The sequence below is a fragment of the Pseudomonas sp. HLG18 genome, from assembly GCF_051903985.1.
GTDB classification, from domain to species: Bacteria; Pseudomonadota; Gammaproteobacteria; order Pseudomonadales; family Pseudomonadaceae; genus Aquipseudomonas; species Aquipseudomonas fluorescens_BT.
In genome coordinates this window covers 3,659,292-3,674,900 of sequence record NZ_CP195831.1, presented here as the reverse complement: position 1 = coordinate 3,674,900, position 15,609 = coordinate 3,659,292, and the positions used below count along the sequence as shown (strand labels likewise).

The following is a 15,609-nucleotide window of genomic DNA, read 5'->3' as shown; positions in this document are numbered from 1 at the left end:
GCAAGCCCGCTCCCACAGGGGGTAGGCGTTTTATTCCGCGTTGCACAGCGCCAGGCAGTTATCGAGCATGCGGTTGGAGAAGCCCCACTCGTTGTCGTACCAGGCCAGCACTTTCAGCAGTTTGCCGCTGGATTTGGTGTGGTTGGCATCGAAGATCGACGACAGCGGGTTGTGGTTGAAGTCGCTCGATACCAGCGGCAGGGTGTTGTAGCCGAGGATCTTCGAATGCTGGCTCGCCGCTTTCATCAGCGCGTTCACTTCATCGGCCGAGGCTTCGCGCTTCAGCTGCACGGTCAGGTCCACCAGCGACACATTGATCACCGGCACGCGCACGGCCATGCCGGTCAGCTTGCCCGCCAGTTCCGGCAGCACCAGGCCCACGGCTTCGGCGGCGCCGGTCTTGCTCGGGATCATGTTCTGGGTGGCGGAGCGGGCGCGGTACGGGTCGGTGTGGTAGACGTCGGTCAGGTTCTGGTCGTTGGTGTAGGCGTGGATGGTGGTCATCAGACCGCTTTCGATGCCCAGTTCGCGGTGCAGCACCTGGGCCACCGGGGCCAGGCAGTTGGTGGTGCACGAGGCGTTGGAAATGATCTGGTGCGACTGGCGCAGAATGTCGTGGTTCACGCCATAAACGACGGTGGCATCGGCGCCTTTGGCCGGGGCGGAGATGATCACTTTGCGTGCGCCGGCGGTAATATGCGCGGCGGCTTTGGCCCGGTCGGTGAACAGACCGGTGCATTCGAAGACCACATCGATCTTTTCCGCGGCCCATGGCAGGTCGGCCGGGTTGCGGATGGCGCTGACCGAAATGCGGTCGCCGTTGACGGTCAGGCTCTCGTTGTCATGGGCAACTTCGGCGTCGAACGTGCCATGAACGGTGTCGTACTTGAGCAGATGCGCATTGATCGCGCTGTCGCCCAGATCGTTGATGGCGACGATCTGCAAATCCTGACGATAGCCTTGGGTATACAGTGCGCGCAGGACATTACGGCCGATGCGGCCAAAACCATTGATTGCGATTCGAAGAGTCATTGAACAGCGCCGCCGTCGTTTTGTTGTTGGAATTACAAGATTATTCGCATAAAAATAGAAAACAAGCCTTTTTAGTGGCAATATTTTGTTTTATCTACAACGAGTGACCTGAATCAACTGGTCCGAATGGTCAAGGAAACCGCCCGTCATCCCACACGTGCGGGCGCTTTGGTCAGCATAGACAATCAGGTCGCCACATCCGTTAGCCTGGAGTTCTACACATGCATCCCCGCGTTCTTGAGGTCACCGAACGGCTTATCGCCCGCAGCCGCGCCACGCGTCAGGCTTACCTTGCGCTGATTCGCGGCGCTGCAACCGACGGGCCGATGCGCGGCAAGCTGCAATGCGCAAACTTCGCCCACGGTGTGGCCGGATGCGGCAGCGAAGACAAGCACAGCCTGCGGATGATGAACTCGGCGAACATCGCCATTGTTTCGTCATATAACGACATGCTCTCGGCGCACCAGCCGTACGAAGTCTTCCCTGAACAGATCAAGAACGCCCTGCGCGAAATCGGCTCGGTCGGCCAGTTCGCCGGCGGTACGCCTGCCATGTGCGACGGCGTGACCCAGGGCGAGCCGGGCATGGAGCTGAGCCTGCCGAGCCGCGAAGTGATCGCGATGTCGACGGCGGTGGCGCTGTCGCACAACATGTTCGACGGCGCGCTGATGCTCGGCATCTGCGACAAGATCGTGCCGGGCCTGATGATGGGGTCGCTGCGTTTCGGTCACCTGCCGACGATTTTCGTGCCGGGCGGGCCGATGGTCTCGGGGATTTCCAACAAGGAAAAAGCCGACGTGCGGCAGAAGTACGCCGAAGGCAAGGCGACCCGCGAAGAGCTGCTGGAATCGGAAATGAAGTCCTACCACAGCCCGGGCACCTGCACGTTCTATGGCACCGCCAACACCAACCAGTTGCTGATGGAAGTCATGGGCCTGCACTTGCCGGGCGCCTCTTTCGTCAACCCGAACACGCCGCTGCGTGACGCCCTGACCCGCGAAGCCGCGCATCAGGTCACGCGCCTGACCAAGCAGAATGGAAACTTCATGCCGATTGGCGAAATCGTCGACGAGAAGGCGCTGGTCAACTCGATCGTCGCGCTGCATGCCACCGGCGGCTCGACCAACCACACCCTGCACATGCCGGCCATCGCCATGGCGGCGGGCATTCAACTGACCTGGCAGGACATGGCCGACCTCTCCGAAGTCGTGCCGACCCTGAGCCACGTTTATCCGAACGGCAAGGCTGACATCAACCACTTCCAGGCGGCGGGCGGCATGTCGTTCCTGATCCGCGAACTGCTCGAAGCCGGCCTGCTGCACGAAGACGTCAACACCGTGCTCGGCCACGGCTTGAGCCAGTACACCAAGGAACCTTTCCTGGATAACGGCAAACTGGTGTGGCGCGAAGGCCCGACCGACAGCCTCGACGAAAACATCCTGCGTCCGGTGGCTCGTGCGTTCTCGGCAGAGGGCGGATTGCGGGTGATGGAAGGCAACCTCGGTCGTGGCGTGATGAAGGTGTCCGCCGTGGCACTGGAAAACCAGATCGTCGAAGCACCGGCCATGGTGTTCCAGGATCAACAGGACCTGGCCGACGCCTTCAAGGCCGGTTTGCTGGAGAAGGATTTCGTTGCGGTGATGCGCTTCCAGGGCCCGCGCTCCAACGGCATGCCGGAACTGCACAAGATGACGCCGTTCCTCGGCGTGCTGCAGGACCGCGGCTTCAAAGTTGCACTGGTGACGGACGGGCGCATGTCCGGCGCCTCGGGGAAAATCCCGGCGGCGATCCACGTCAGCCCGGAAGCTTATGTGGGCGGTGCTTTGGCGCGCGTGCAAGAGGGCGATATCATCCGCGTCGATGGCGTCAAAGGCACTTTGGAACTCAAGGTCGACGCCGCCGAATTCGCAGCGCGCGAACCCGCCAAAGGCCTGTTGGGCAACAACATCGGCAGCGGGCGCGAACTGTTTGGCTTCATGCGTTTGGCCTTCAGCTCGGCGGAGCAGGGCGCCAGCGCCTTCACTTCTGCCCTGGAGACGCTTAATTGAAACTGGCTTTGGTCGGTGATATCGGAGGCACCAACGCGCGGTTCGCGTTGTGGAAAGATCAGCAGCTCGAATCGGTGCAGGTGCTGGCCACGGCCGACCATGCCAGCCCGGAAGAGGCGATCAGCCTCTACCTGAGCGGGCTCGGCCTGGCGCCGGGCGCCATCGGTTCGGTGTGCCTGTCGGTGGCTGGTCCTGTCAGTGGCGACGAATTCAAGTTCACCAATAACCACTGGCGCCTGAGTCGCAAGGCGTTCTGCCAGGCGTTGCAGGTCGAGCAGTTGTTGTTGATCAACGACTTCTCCGCCATGGCGCTGGGCATGACCCGTTTGCAGCCCGGTGAATTCCGCGTGGTCTGTGAAGGGACGCCTGAGCCGTTGCGTCCGGCGGTGGTAATCGGCCCGGGCACAGGCCTGGGCGTCGGCACGTTGCTCGATCTGGGCGAAGGCCGGTTTGCTGCGTTGCCGGGGGAGGGGGGGCATGTCGATCTGCCGCTGGGCAGTGTGCGTGAAACCCAATTGTGGCAGCACATCCATAACGAAATCGGCCACGTCAGTGCGGAAACCGCATTGAGCGGTGGTGGCTTGCCTCGGGTGTACCGAGCGATCTGCGCCGTGGATGGCCATGAACCCAAGCTGGATACACCGGAAGCGATCACCGCGGCGGGCCTCGCAGGCGACCCGATTGCCCTGGAAGTGCTGGAGCAGTTTTGCTGCTGGCTCGGTCGCGTGGCCGGCAACAACGTGCTGACCACTGGCGGTCGCGGTGGGGTTTATATCGTTGGCGGCGTGATCCCGCGCTTTGCCGATTTCTTCCTCGAAAGCGGTTTCGCCCGCAGCTTTGCCGACAAGGGCTGCATGAGCGATTACTTCAAGGGGATTCCGGTGTGGCTGGTGACGGCGCCGTATTCCGGTCTCGTCGGTGCCGGCGTGGCGCTCGAACAGGCTTGAAACCGAGTCGCTTTCATCGCTGGCAAGCCAGCTCCCACAGGTTTTGTGGACGGCACATACCCTTGTGGGAGCTGGCTTGCCAGCGATGAGGCCAGAACAGACAACAAATCTCCAAGGTTCATCAGGCATAATCCGCCCAATTCCAACAACAAGGATGCCTTCGAAGTGAGTTCAGTCAACAAGTCGATTTTGTTGGTCGATGACGACCAGGAGATACGCGAGTTGCTGGAAACCTACCTGACCCGTGCGGGTTTTCAGGTACGGGCCACGGCCGACGGCGCCAGTTTCCGCCAGGCGCTGAACGAGGCGCCGAGCGATCTGGTGATTCTTGACGTGATGCTGCCCGATGAAGACGGCTTCAGCCTGTGCCGTTGGGTACGCCAGCATCCGCGTCAGGCCCAGGTGCCGATCATCATGCTCACCGCCAGTTCCGACGAAGCTGACCGGGTCATCGGTCTGGAGCTCGGCGCCGACGACTACCTCGGCAAACCTTTCAGCCCCCGCGAACTGCAAGCCCGGATCAAGGCCCTGCTGCGCCGCGCCCAATTCGGTCAGGAACGCGGCGGCAGTGAAGTGCTGGCGTTTGATGAATGGCGGTTGGACATGGTCAGCCATCGGCTGTTTCACACCGACGGCGAGGAAGTGATTCTGTCCGGCGCCGATTTCGCCCTGCTCAAACTGTTCCTCGATCACCCTCAGGAAATCCTCGACCGCGACACCATCGGCAACGCCACCCGTGGCCGCGACCTGATGCCCCTTGATCGCATCGTTGACATGGCCGTCAGCCGTTTGCGTCAGCGTCTGCGCGACACCGAAAAACCGCCGCGACTGATCCGCACCGTGCGCGGCAGCGGCTACCAGCTGGCAGCCAATGTGGTTGCCGGCAATGGTCACTGAGTTCCTGCGCACCACCGCGCGCAAAGTGCCGATGCCGCGTTCGCTGCTCGGCCGGATGTTGCTGCTGACGTTGCTCGCGGTGTTGTTCGCCCAGACGCTGTCCAGCGTGATCTGGGTGTCCCAATTGCGTGCGACCCAGCTCGAAGGCCTGGTCACCAGCGCCCGCAGCCTTGCCCATTCGATGACGGCCAGCGTCAGTTATTTTCGTTCGTTGCCGGTGGCTTATCGACCGCTGGTGCTCGACCAATTGCGCAGCATGGGCGGCACGCGTTTTGTGGTGACGCTGAATGACAAACCGCTGGGCATGGAAGTGCTGCCGGTGACGCCGCGCAAGGCAGCGGTGTTGAAAGCGGTGGATGAAGTGTTGCGCCAGTCGCTGGGCCAGGACACCGACATCCTGGTGACCTTCGTCAGCCCCGATGACTTACGGATCTTCAACGCCGGGTTGAAACTCGATGAGCTGCCGCGCTCTTGGGCGCATTACGCGCTGACCCTGGAGCCGGTGAATCCACCGGTGCTGGTGACCCAGATCCAGTTGGCGCCCGGTGAGTGGCTGTACATCGCCTCGCTGCTGCCCGAGCCCTATACCAGTCTTGAAGAACAAGGCCTGCCGACCCAGCAGGTGTGGTTCATCGTCTTCACCAGCGGTTTTCTGTTGTTGTTCATCGGCTTGCTGGTGCACTGGCAGAGCCGGCCGCTCAAGCGTCTGGCGCGGGCCGCGCGGGACTTGTCGCTGGGCGCCGACGTCGAGCCGGTGGCCGAGGGCGGCGGCAGCGAAGTGGTGGAGGTGGGGCGCGCCTTCAACACCATGCGCGAGCGCATCAGCCGTTACCTGACCGAGCGCAGTCAGTTGTTCAGCGCGATTTCCCATGACCTGCGCACGCCGATCACTCGTCTGCGTCTGCGGGTCGAACTGCTGGAAGACGAACAGCTGCAAACCAAGTTCGGCCGCGATCTGGATGAGCTGGAGCTGCTGGTCAAAGGCGCGCTGCAATGCGTGAAGGACACCGATATCCACGAAAACATCGAGCCGGTGGATCTCAATCATGTGCTCGACTGTCTGGTGGAGCCGTATCTGGCGCCTAACGGCAATGGCCGCGTGACCCAGCAGGGGCGGGCGCTGGCGGCGTATCCGGGCAAGCCACTGGCGCTCAAACGCTGTATCGGCAACCTGATCGACAATGCGCTGAAGTACGGACAGAACGCCCATCTGCATATCGATGATGACGAGAGTGCGTTTGTCCTGCACGTTGATGACGAAGGCCCGGGCGTCCCGGAGCAGCGGCTGGAGCAGGTGTTCGAACCGCACTTCCGGTTGGCGGGGCAGCAGCAAGGATACGGTCTCGGTTTGGGGATCGCCCGCAACATTGCTCATAGCCATGGCGGTGAGGTGACGTTGCAGAACCTGCGCGAAGGCGGATTGCGTGTGACCCTGCAATTGCCGCGTTCGGCGGATTGATCTTAATGTCACCGACTGGTGACAAAAACCGCCTCCTTCGTTACAAGCCGTCCCCGGCCCGTTGTTTAGACTGCCCGCAGTCATAACAACAAAAAAGGCCATCCATGGATCACTTCAATCCGGGCTTCAGCAGTTGGCTGAATGCTCCTGCCCACCAGCAATGGCTCGCCGACGAAGGCCTGCGCCTGCTGGCATTTGCCAAGGCTTCGCGACTGCCCGAAGGCTTCGGCAATCTCGATGAGCGCGGCCAGCTCCAGGCCGGCGCGCAAGCCGAAACCATGAACACTGCGCGCATGACCCACAGCTTCGCCATGGCCCACATTCAGGGTCTGCCAGGATTCGCCGAGCTGGTCGATCACGGCATTGCGGCCCTGCGCGGTCCGTTGCGCGATGCGCTGCACGGCGGCTGGTTCGCTGTCGCCGAACACCGTGACGGCAATACCGGCAAGAACGCTTATCTGCATGCTTTCGTGGCCCTCGCAGCCAGTTCCGCGGTGGTCGCGCAACGCCCCGGCGCGCAGGCGTTGCTGGATGACGCCATCGACATCATCGACACGTATTTCTGGAGCGAAGAAGAGGGCGCCATGCGCGAATTCTTCAACCGCGACTGGCGCGAAGAAGAAGCCTATCGCGGCGCCAACAGCAACATGCACGCCACCGAAGCGTTCCTCGCGCTGGCCGATGTCACCGAAGACCCGCGCTGGCTGGTGCGTGCGCAACGCATCGTCGAGCGGGTGATCCACGGTCACGCCGCCGCCAACGATTACCTGGTGGTCGAGCATTTCGACCGAAGCTGGCAACCGTTGCGCGAATACAATCATGACAATCCCGCCGACGGTTTCCGCCCGTACGGCACCACGCCGGGCCACGGCTTCGAGTGGGCGCGGCTGTTGCTGCACCTCGAAGCGGCGCGGGTCCAGGCCGGCATGCTCACCCCCGGCTGGCTGGCCACTGATGCGCAAAAGCTGTTCGAACAAAACTGCCGCCATGGCTGGGACGTCGATGGTGCGCCGGGCATCGTCTACACCCTCGACTGGGACAACAAGGCCGTGGTTCGCCATCGCCTGCACTGGACTCACGCCGAGGCCAGCGCTGCCGCCAGTGCCTTGCTCAAACGCACCGGCGATGCGCAATACGAAAGCTGGTATCGCCTGTTCTGGGAATTTTGCGATACGCATTTTATCGACCGCTGCGACGGCAGCTGGCATCACGAACTGGATCCGCAAAACCGTCCAAGTGCCGATATCTGGGCGGGCAAACCGGATCTGTACCACGCCTGGCAGGCGGTGCTGATCCCGCGTCTGCCGCTGGCGCCGAGCATGGCCAGTGCTCTGGCACAACTGTCCCGAAGCGTTCCTGTGTAACCATGTGGTGACATTCGCGCATCCCTTCGTTACCTGCGAGGGGAAACGCTCTGTTTAAACTCGTGTGCAGCGCAAGCACCAGACTTGCATGCATAACAACAAGAAAGGTACATCTCAGATGAATGCGATTTCTCGCCTCGCTACTGTCATTTCTGTCGCCTCCCTGTTCCCGCTCGCTGTGCTGCCCCTGAGTGTTTCCGCTGCCGAATCCAAAGGTTCGGTGGAAGTCGTGCATTGGTGGACGTCCGGTGGCGAAAAAGCTGCCGTCGATGTGCTCAAGGCACAAGTCGAGAAAGACGGTTTCACCTGGAAAGACGGCGCTGTCGCCGGCGGTGGCGGTGCGACTGCCATGACCGTGTTGAAAAGCCGTGCGGTAGCCGGTAACCCGCCAGGCGTTGCTCAGATCAAGGGCCCGGACATCCAGGAATGGGCGTCGACCGGTCTGCTCGACACTGACGTCCTGAAAGACGTTTCCAAGTCCGAGAAGTGGGACAGCCTGCTCGACAAGAAAGTCTCCGACACCGTGAAGTTCGAAGGTGATTACGTAGCCGTGCCGGTGAACATTCACCGCGTGAACTGGCTGTGGATCAACCCGGAAGTCTTCAAGAAAGCCGGTATCGAAAAAGCCCCGACCACCCTCGCAGAATTCTACGCCGCTGGCGACAAGCTGAAAGCGGCGGGCTTCATCCCGCTGGCCCACGGCGGTCAGCCATGGCAGGACAGCACCGTGTTCGAAGCGGTCGTGCTGTCGGTGATGGGCGTTGATGGTTACAAGAAAGCCCTGGTCGACCTGGACAACGCTGCCCTGACCGGCCCGGAAATGGTCAAGGCCCTGACCGAGCTGAAGAAAGTCGCGACCTACATGGACCAGGACGGCAAAGGCCAGGACTGGAACCTGGAAGCGGCCAAGGTCATCAACGGCAAGGCCGGCATGCAGATCATGGGTGACTGGGCCAAGTCCGAATGGACCGCCGCCAAGAAAGTCGCCGGCAAGGATTACGAGTGCGTAGCCTTCCCGGGCACCGACAAGGCGTTCACCTACAACATCGACTCGCTGGCCGTGTTCAAGCAGAAGGACGCGGGCACCGCGGCCGGTCAGCAGGACATCGCCAAAGTCGTGCTGGGTGAAAACTTCCAGAAAGTCTTCAGCATCAACAAGGGCTCGATCCCGGTGCGCAACGACATGCTCGCCGACATGGGCAAGTACGGTTTCGACTCCTGCGCGCAGACCGCTGCCAAGGACTTCCTGGCAGACGCCAAGAACGGCGGCCTGCAACCGAGCATGGCGCACAACATGGCGACCACGCTGGCGGTGCAGGGTGCGTTCTTTGATGTCGTGACCAACTTCATCAACGACCCGAAAGCCGACCCGGCTGACGCTGCGAAGAAACTCGGCACCGCCATCAAGGCTGCCAAGTAATACCAGTGTAGAGCAGCTGCAAGCTTCAAGTCGCGCATCGGCCTGAAGCCTGCAGCTTGCAGCGGTCCCTCATCTTTTTTACTGGATCTTCCCATGAGTTCTGTTGCTGTGTTCAGCAAGGCCTCGCCATTCGACGCACTGCAGCGCTGGCTACCGAAACTGGTGCTGGCGCCGAGCATGTTCATCGTTCTGGTGGGCTTCTATGGCTATATCCTCTGGACGTTTGTCCTGTCGTTCACCACATCGACCTTCCTGCCGAACTACAAGTGGGCAGGGCTGGCGCAATACGCACGGCTGTTCGACAACGACCGCTGGTGGGTGGCGAGCAAGAACCTGGCCGTGTTCGGCGGCATGTTCATCGGCATTACCCTGGTGATCGGCGTGACGCTGGCGATTTTCCTCGACCAGAAAATCCGCCGCGAAGGCTTTATCCGCACTATTTACCTGTACCCGATGGCGCTCTCGATGATCGTCACCGGTACCGCGTGGAAATGGCTGCTCAACCCGGGCATGGGCCTGGACAAATTGCTGCGGGACTGGGGCTGGGAAGGCTTCCGTCTCGACTGGCTGATCGACCCGGATCGCGTGGTGTATTGCCTGGTGATCGCGGCGGTCTGGCAAGCTTCGGGCTTCATCATGGCGATGTTCCTCGCCGGCCTGCGTGGCGTTGATCAATCGATCATCCGTGCCGCCCAGATCGACGGCGCGAGCATGCCGCGCATCTACTGGAAAGTGGTGCTGCCAAGCCTGCGTCCGGTGTTCTTCAGTGCAGTGATGATCCTGGCGCACATCGCGATCAAGAGCTTCGACCTGGTGGCGGCCATGACGGCCGGCGGCCCGGGTTATTCCTCCGATTTGCCGGCGATGTTCATGTACTCGTTCACGTTCAGTCGTGGACAGATGGGCATGGGCTCGGCCAGTGCAATCCTGATGCTCGGTGCGATCCTCGCGATCATCGTGCCTTACCTGTACTCCGAGCTGAGGACCAAGCGTCATGACTAGTCTCGCCTCCAAACCGGCCATCAGCCTGAGTCGCATCGCGATCTACGCGGTGCTGATCCTCGCGGTCCTGCTGTATCTGGTACCGCTGGTGGTCATGCTGCTGACCAGCTTCAAGACCCCGGAAGACATCTCCACCGGCAACCTGCTGAGCTGGCCGACCGTGGTCAGCGGCATCGGCTGGGTGAAAGCCTGGGCGACCGTCGATGGCTACTTCTGGAACTCGATCAAGATCACCGTGCCGGCCGTGATCATCTCCACCGCCATCGGTGCGTTGAACGGCTACGTGCTGTCGTTCTGGCGTTTTCGCGGTTCGCAGCTGTTCTTCGGCCTGCTGTTGTTCGGCTGCTTCCTGCCGTTCCAGACCGTGCTGCTGCCGGCGTCGTTCACCCTCGGCAAGATGGGCCTGGCGAGCACCACCACCGGCCTGGTGTTCATCCATGTGGTTTACGGTCTGGCGTTCACCACGCTGTTTTTCCGTAACTACTACGTGAGCATTCCGGATGCGCTGATCAAGGCGGCGCGCCTGGATGGTGCAGGGTTCTTCACCATCTTCCGCCGGATCATCCTGCCGATGTCGACCCCGATCATCATGGTTTGCCTGATCTGGCAATTCACCCAGATCTGGAACGACTTCCTGTTCGGCGTGGTGTTCTCCAGCGGTGATTCGCAACCGATCACGGTGGCGCTGAACAACCTGGTCAACACCAGCACCGGGGCCAAGGAATACAACGTGGACATGGCGGCGGCGATGATCGCCGGGCTGCCGACCCTGCTGGTCTATGTGGTCGCAGGCAAGTATTTCGTGCGCGGGCTGACGGCCGGCGCAGTCAAGGGGTAATCATGGCTACGCTCGAACTTCGCAATGTAAACAAGACCTACGGTGCCGGCCTGCCGGACACCCTGAAGAACATCGAACTGTCGATCAAGGACGGTGAGTTCCTGATCCTCGTCGGGCCTTCGGGCTGCGGCAAGTCGACGCTGATGAACTGCATCGCCGGCCTGGAAACCATCACTGGCGGCGCGATCATGATCGGTGACCAGGACGTCAGCGGCATGAGCCCGAAAGATCGCGACATCGCCATGGTGTTCCAGTCCTACGCGCTGTACCCGACCATGAGCGTGCGCGAGAACATCGAGTTCGGTCTGAAGATCCGCAAGATGAGCCAGTCGGCCATCGATGAAGAAGTTGCCCGCGTGGCCAAGCTGCTACAGATCGAGCACCTGCTCAATCGCAAGCCGGGCCAGCTCTCCGGTGGTCAGCAACAGCGCGTGGCGATGGGCCGTGCACTGGCACGCCGACCGAAGATCTATCTGTTCGACGAACCGCTGTCCAACCTCGACGCCAAGTTGCGCGTCGAGATGCGCACCGAAATGAAACTGATGCACCAGCGCCTGAAAACCACCACGGTCTACGTGACCCACGACCAGATCGAAGCGATGACCCTGGGCGACAAGGTGGCGGTGATGAAGGACGGCATCATCCAGCAGTTCGGTACGCCGAAAGAGATCTACAACGACCCGGCCAACCTGTTCGTGGCGAGCTTCATCGGTTCGCCGCCGATGAACTTCATCCCGCTGCGCCTGCAACGCAAGGACGGCCGTCTGGTCGCGTTGCTCGACAGCGGCCAGGCCCGTTGCGAGCTGCCGATGGCGATGCAGGACGCCGGTCTCGAAGACCGCGAAGTGATCCTCGGCCTGCGCCCTGAGCAGATCGCGCTGGCGAACGGCGAGGGCAACGGCCTGCCGAGCATCAAGGCCGAAGTGCAGGTCACCGAGCCGACCGGTCCGGACACCCTCGTGTTCGTCAACCTCAACGACACCAAGGTCTGCTGCCGACTGGCGCCGGACGTGGCGCCGCAGGTGGGCGAGACCCTGACCCTGCAATTCGATCCGTCGAAAGTGCTGCTGTTCGACGCCAAGAGCGGGGAGCGCCTGGGGGTTGCGGGTCTGCCGAAGACTGAAGCGCACAGCGCCAACGTCGCGCAGTTCAAAGGTCGGTAAGAAATCAATGGGGGAGTGGGAACGCCCATTTCCCCAGGGGATGTAAACCGCGTTGGAAAAAAACAGTTAATAACAATAAAGACGAGGATGTAGGGATGAAAAAGAAACACGTCAATGCCCGGTTGATCTGCCAAATGTCAGCTGCGGCCGCATTGGTACTGGCCGGCAATGCCATGGCCGCCGATGCATTCAGCTCCGATTCCAAGTGGATGACGGGCGACTGGGGGGGTGAGCGGACCAAGCTGATCGAGCAAGGCATCGACATCAAGGCCGACTACGTTGGGGAAATGGGCGCCAATCTGCATGGCGGCTACAACGACGACAAGACCGGCCGCTACAGCGACCAGTTCGGTCTGGGCGTGGCACTGGACCTGCAAAAACTCTGGGGCTGGGACAACACTCAGGCCAAGATCCAGCTGACCAACCGTAACGGTCAGAACATTTCCAACGACCGCGTTGGCGACCCGCGTGCCGGCACCCTGTCTTCCTCGCAGGAAGTCTACGGTCGTGGCCACATGGTGCGTCTGACCCAGCTGTGGATTCAGCACCAGTTCTTCGACAACAAACTCGACGTCAAGGCCGGTTACTTCGGTGAAGGCGAAGACTTCAACACCTTCCCGTGCGAATTCCAGAACCTGGCGTTCTGCGGCTCGCAGGTGGGTAACTGGGCGACCAACATCTGGTACAACTGGCCCGTCAGCCAGGCCGCGATCCGTGTGAAGTACAACATCAACGACGAGCTCTACGCGCAGATCGGCGCGTACAACCAGAACCCGTCGCAGCTGGAACACGGCAATGGCTTCAAGCTCAGCGGCAGCGGCACCGCCGGTACTGTGCTGCCAGTCGAGCTGGTCTGGTCGCCGAAGGTCAACAGCCTGCCGGGCGAATACCGCGTCGGTTACTACAAGAGCACGGCTGATGCTGCAGACGTCCGCGAAGACATCAACGGCAACGACGCTGCGACCACCGGTAATGCCTACCGCACCCACAGCAGCAAACACGGCTACTGGTTCGTTGCGCAACAGCAACTCACCAGCCACAACGGTGATGCTTCCCGCGGTCTGAACATTGCGGCCAACGCCACGTTCCACGACAAGGACACCAACTTCATCGACAACTACCAGTCGGTGATGTTTGTCTACAAAGGCCCGTTCGACGCCCGTCCGAAGGATGACGTCGGTATCGGTGCCGCGCGTATCCATGTCAACGACGACGTGAAGAAAAACGCCGAGCTGCTGAACGCCTCCAACGGTGTTTCGGACTACGACAATCCGGTGTTCTCGCCGATTCGCGAGACCGAATACAACTACGAGATCAACTACGGCTTCCACGTCACCAACTGGCTGACCGTGCGTCCGAACCTGCAATACATCACTCACCCGGGTGGTGTGGATCAGGTGGACAACGCTTTGGTCGCTGGCCTGAAAATTCAGTCTACGTTCTGACGCGTCTGCGATAAGCTCCTCTCTATGTGCGCATATTTGCGGACAGCCAAGGCTGTCCGCTTTTTTTTGGAAAGGGGTGTCGCAGCCCATGAAAGTTGAATCTGGAACCGTGGCCCATGCATGAGCATCCGCTGCAACGCTTCTTCAAGTCCTTGCGTGAACGACCGGTGTTCGCCTGGGAGCGCTATCAGATGCGCGATGTGCTGGTGATCGACCATCCGCTGTGTCAGGCGGTATTCAGTCGTCAGGGTGCGCAGTTGCTGCACTTTCAACCGCGCGGGCAAAAACCGTGGTTATGGTGCGCGGCGAAGTGGCCGCACGTCGGGGCGATCCGTGGCGGTGTACCGGTTTGCTGGCCGTGGTATGGCCGCCATCCAAGCGAAAACGCGTGGCCGTCCCACGGCTGGGCGCGATTGCTGGACTGGAAACTGCTCGACAGCAGCACCGCCGACGACGGCGTGCGCCTGCATTGGCAATTGCAGCTGTGCGACTGGCAGGTGGATCTGCACGCGCACCTCGGTGAACGCATGGAGTTGCGCCTGAGTACCGAGCATCAGGACGACATGCCGTGCCAGTTGAGCCAGGCTTTGCACGCTTACTGGCGTATTGGCGACGTCAGTGAGATAGCGCTGTCTGGGCTCGAAGGGGCGCAGGGTTACGACCAGTTGAATCGTGAGGTTTGCCAGCAGGAAGGCGAGTTGCGGGTCGATGGCGGCTGTCAGCGCGTGTTCCAGCACGACGGCGAGTTGCAGCTCAAGGATCACGCCTGGCAGCGTGAGCTGTGCATCGATACGGGCGAAAGTGCGGACACGGTGGTCTGGCATCCGGGGGCGCGGCCGTTGCTGGGCGTGACTTGGGATGAGATCTCGGAATTTGTCTGTGTTGAGGCGGCGGCGGGCGGTAAGGACAGCCTGCATCTGGCGCCGGGGGAGAAGGCGCATCTGAGTTTGCAGGCGTGGGCTGCGGCCTAGATTTGTGGTGAGTTGGCTGACGCCTTCGCGAGCAAGCCCGCTCCCACAGGTGACCGCATTCCATCTGGAGAAATACAGTCGAATGTGGGAGCGGGCTTGCTCGCGAAGAGGCCGGACATTCAGCCCAAAATTCGGATCAGTTGAACTCGTCACCCACCGGATACCGGCTCGCATTCAAGCTCTCTTTGATCTTGCGCAGATGCGGCTGGAAATCCACCCCGCGACGCAAGGTCATTCCGGTCGCCAAAACATCCAGCACGGTCAGTTGAATGATCCGCGAAGTCATCGGCATGTAAATGTCAGTGTCTTCCGGAAGCGGAATGTTCAGGCTCAGCGTACTGGCCTTGGCCAGGGGCGAATTCTCGGCGGTCAGGCCCAGTACCGAAGCGCCGTTCTCCCGGGCGATGCGCGCCACTTCCACCAGCTCGCGGGTGCGCCCGGTGTAGGAAATGATCACGAACAACTCACCGGTATGCGCCACCGAAGCAATCATCCGCTGCATCAACACATCAGCATGCGCGGTCACCGCCAGGTTGAAACGGAAGAACTTGTGCTGCGCATCCAGCGCCACCGGCGCCGAAGCGCCGAGGCCGAAGAAGTGGATCTGCCGCGCCTGAATCAACAGGTCGACGGCGCGGCTGATCAGGTTCGGGTCCAGTGCCTGGCAGGCGCTGTCCAACGACGCGATCGCACTGCCGAAAATCTTCTGCGTGTAGGCCTCGGGATTGTCGTCGGCTTCTACTGCACGGCTGACATACGCCGCGCCGCTGGCCAGGCTCTGTGCCAGTTGCAACTTGAGTTCGGGGTAGCCGCTGACGCCGAACGAGCGGCAGAAACGGTTGACTGTCGGTTCACTGACCTTTGCTGCCTGGGCGAGGGCGGCGATGCTGAAGCGGGTGGCCTGCTGTGGGTTGAGCAGGATCACTTCGGCGACTTTGCGTTCGGCCTTGTTCAGCTCTTCAAGGCGACTCTGGATCTGTTCCAGTAAATTTCGCACGCGGTCCATATGGATTTCCTAGATTC

The 15,609-nt window shown here is 61.2% G+C and carries 13 protein-coding genes; 11 read left to right on the top strand and 2 right to left on the bottom strand.

The genetic code is table 11. The features are described 5' to 3' along the window. Positions 1-30: 30 nt before the first annotated feature. Complete coding sequence (gap, locus tag ACSPX5_RS16890) at positions 31-1,032, bottom strand: type I glyceraldehyde-3-phosphate dehydrogenase (protein WP_007951174.1); 1,002 nt, start codon at positions 1,030-1,032, stop codon at positions 31-33. A 221-nt stretch (positions 1,033-1,253) separates the two neighbouring features. Here gap and edd point away from each other — a divergent pair, with 221 nt between their 5' ends. The 11 genes from edd to ACSPX5_RS16835 all read left to right on the top strand — a co-directional run bounded on the left by edd (position 1,254) and on the right by ACSPX5_RS16835 (position 14,586). Beyond that, positions 1,254-3,080 carry a phosphogluconate dehydratase gene (gene edd, locus ACSPX5_RS16885; protein ID WP_085606582.1) on the top strand — a complete coding sequence of 609 codons (1,827 nt, stop codon included), beginning with the start codon at positions 1,254-1,256 and terminating at the stop codon, positions 3,078-3,080. After that, positions 3,077-4,027, top strand: coding sequence for a glucokinase (locus ACSPX5_RS16880; RefSeq protein ID WP_439819948.1), 951 nt, complete (start codon positions 3,077-3,079; stop codon positions 4,025-4,027). The genes edd and ACSPX5_RS16880 overlap by 4 nt, the downstream gene beginning before the upstream one ends. A 165-nt stretch (positions 4,028-4,192) precedes the next feature. Further along, entirely contained in the window at positions 4,193-4,924 is a 732-nt protein-coding gene (locus tag ACSPX5_RS16875; protein WP_207866988.1) for a response regulator, read from the top strand. A 31-nt stretch (positions 4,925-4,955) separates the two neighbouring features. Continuing rightward, entirely contained in the window at positions 4,956-6,383 is a 1,428-nt protein-coding gene (locus tag ACSPX5_RS16870) for an ATP-binding protein (RefSeq protein ID WP_170929703.1), read from the top strand. 104 nt (positions 6,384-6,487) lie between these two features. After that, entirely contained in the window at positions 6,488-7,747 is a 1,260-nt protein-coding gene (locus tag ACSPX5_RS16865) for a D-mannose isomerase (RefSeq protein WP_169431601.1), read from the top strand. Positions 7,748-7,865: 118 nt separating this feature from the next. Continuing rightward, the gene (locus ACSPX5_RS16860; protein WP_169431600.1) at positions 7,866-9,167 is read left to right on the top strand and encodes an ABC transporter substrate-binding protein; all 1,302 of its coding nucleotides are present in this window, start codon (positions 7,866-7,868) and stop codon (positions 9,165-9,167) included. Between the two features lie 93 nt (positions 9,168-9,260). Further along, the gene (locus tag ACSPX5_RS16855) at positions 9,261-10,169 is read left to right on the top strand and encodes a carbohydrate ABC transporter permease (protein WP_085697145.1); all 909 of its coding nucleotides are present in this window, start codon (positions 9,261-9,263) and stop codon (positions 10,167-10,169) included. After that, positions 10,162-11,007 (top strand): carbohydrate ABC transporter permease, encoded by an 846-nt coding sequence (locus ACSPX5_RS16850; RefSeq protein ID WP_323160686.1) that lies wholly within the window; start codon positions 10,162-10,164, stop codon positions 11,005-11,007. Before ACSPX5_RS16855 ends, ACSPX5_RS16850 begins: the two co-directional genes overlap by 8 nt. A gap of 2 nt (positions 11,008-11,009) precedes the next feature. Continuing rightward, positions 11,010-12,170 carry an ABC transporter ATP-binding protein gene (locus ACSPX5_RS16845; protein WP_085709655.1) on the top strand — a complete coding sequence of 387 codons (1,161 nt, stop codon included), beginning with the start codon at positions 11,010-11,012 and terminating at the stop codon, positions 12,168-12,170. Positions 12,171-12,265: 95 nt separating this feature from the next. Continuing rightward, on the top strand, positions 12,266-13,615 hold the full coding sequence (locus ACSPX5_RS16840) for a carbohydrate porin (RefSeq protein WP_169431598.1): 1,350 nt from the start codon (positions 12,266-12,268) through the stop codon (positions 13,613-13,615). A 116-nt stretch (positions 13,616-13,731) separates the two neighbouring features. Further along, positions 13,732-14,586, top strand: coding sequence for a D-hexose-6-phosphate mutarotase (locus ACSPX5_RS16835; protein ID WP_169431597.1), 855 nt, complete (start codon positions 13,732-13,734; stop codon positions 14,584-14,586). A gap of 136 nt (positions 14,587-14,722) precedes the next feature. Here ACSPX5_RS16835 and ACSPX5_RS16830 read toward each other — a convergent pair whose 3' ends face one another. Further along, a complete protein-coding gene (locus ACSPX5_RS16830; RefSeq protein ID WP_169432688.1) occupies positions 14,723-15,583 on the bottom strand; it encodes a MurR/RpiR family transcriptional regulator in 861 nt (286 codons plus the stop codon). Positions 15,584-15,609: the final 26 nt, after the last annotated feature.

Bases quoted from the DNA above. Each gene is read 5' to 3' on its own strand.
- edd (WP_085606582.1), top strand. From the start codon at position 1,254: ATGCATCCCCGCGTTCTTGAGGTCACCGAACGGCTTATCGCCCGCAGC.
- ACSPX5_RS16835 (WP_169431597.1), top strand. From the start codon at position 13,732: ATGCATGAGCATCCGCTGCAACGCTTCTTCAAGTCCTTGCGTGAACGA.
- ACSPX5_RS16865 (WP_169431601.1), top strand. From the start codon at position 6,488: ATGGATCACTTCAATCCGGGCTTCAGCAGTTGGCTGAATGCTCCTGCC.
- ACSPX5_RS16870 (WP_170929703.1), top strand. From the start codon at position 4,956: ATGCCGCGTTCGCTGCTCGGCCGGATGTTGCTGCTGACGTTGCTCGCG.
- ACSPX5_RS16845 (WP_085709655.1), top strand. From the start codon at position 11,010: ATGGCTACGCTCGAACTTCGCAATGTAAACAAGACCTACGGTGCCGGC.
- ACSPX5_RS16850 (WP_323160686.1), top strand. From the start codon at position 10,162: ATGACTAGTCTCGCCTCCAAACCGGCCATCAGCCTGAGTCGCATCGCG.
- ACSPX5_RS16840 (WP_169431598.1), top strand. From the start codon at position 12,266: ATGAAAAAGAAACACGTCAATGCCCGGTTGATCTGCCAAATGTCAGCT.
- ACSPX5_RS16855 (WP_085697145.1), top strand. From the start codon at position 9,261: ATGAGTTCTGTTGCTGTGTTCAGCAAGGCCTCGCCATTCGACGCACTG.
- gap (WP_007951174.1), bottom strand. From the start codon at position 1,032: ATGACTCTTCGAATCGCAATCAATGGTTTTGGCCGCATCGGCCGTAAT.
- ACSPX5_RS16860 (WP_169431600.1), top strand. From the start codon at position 7,866: ATGAATGCGATTTCTCGCCTCGCTACTGTCATTTCTGTCGCCTCCCTG.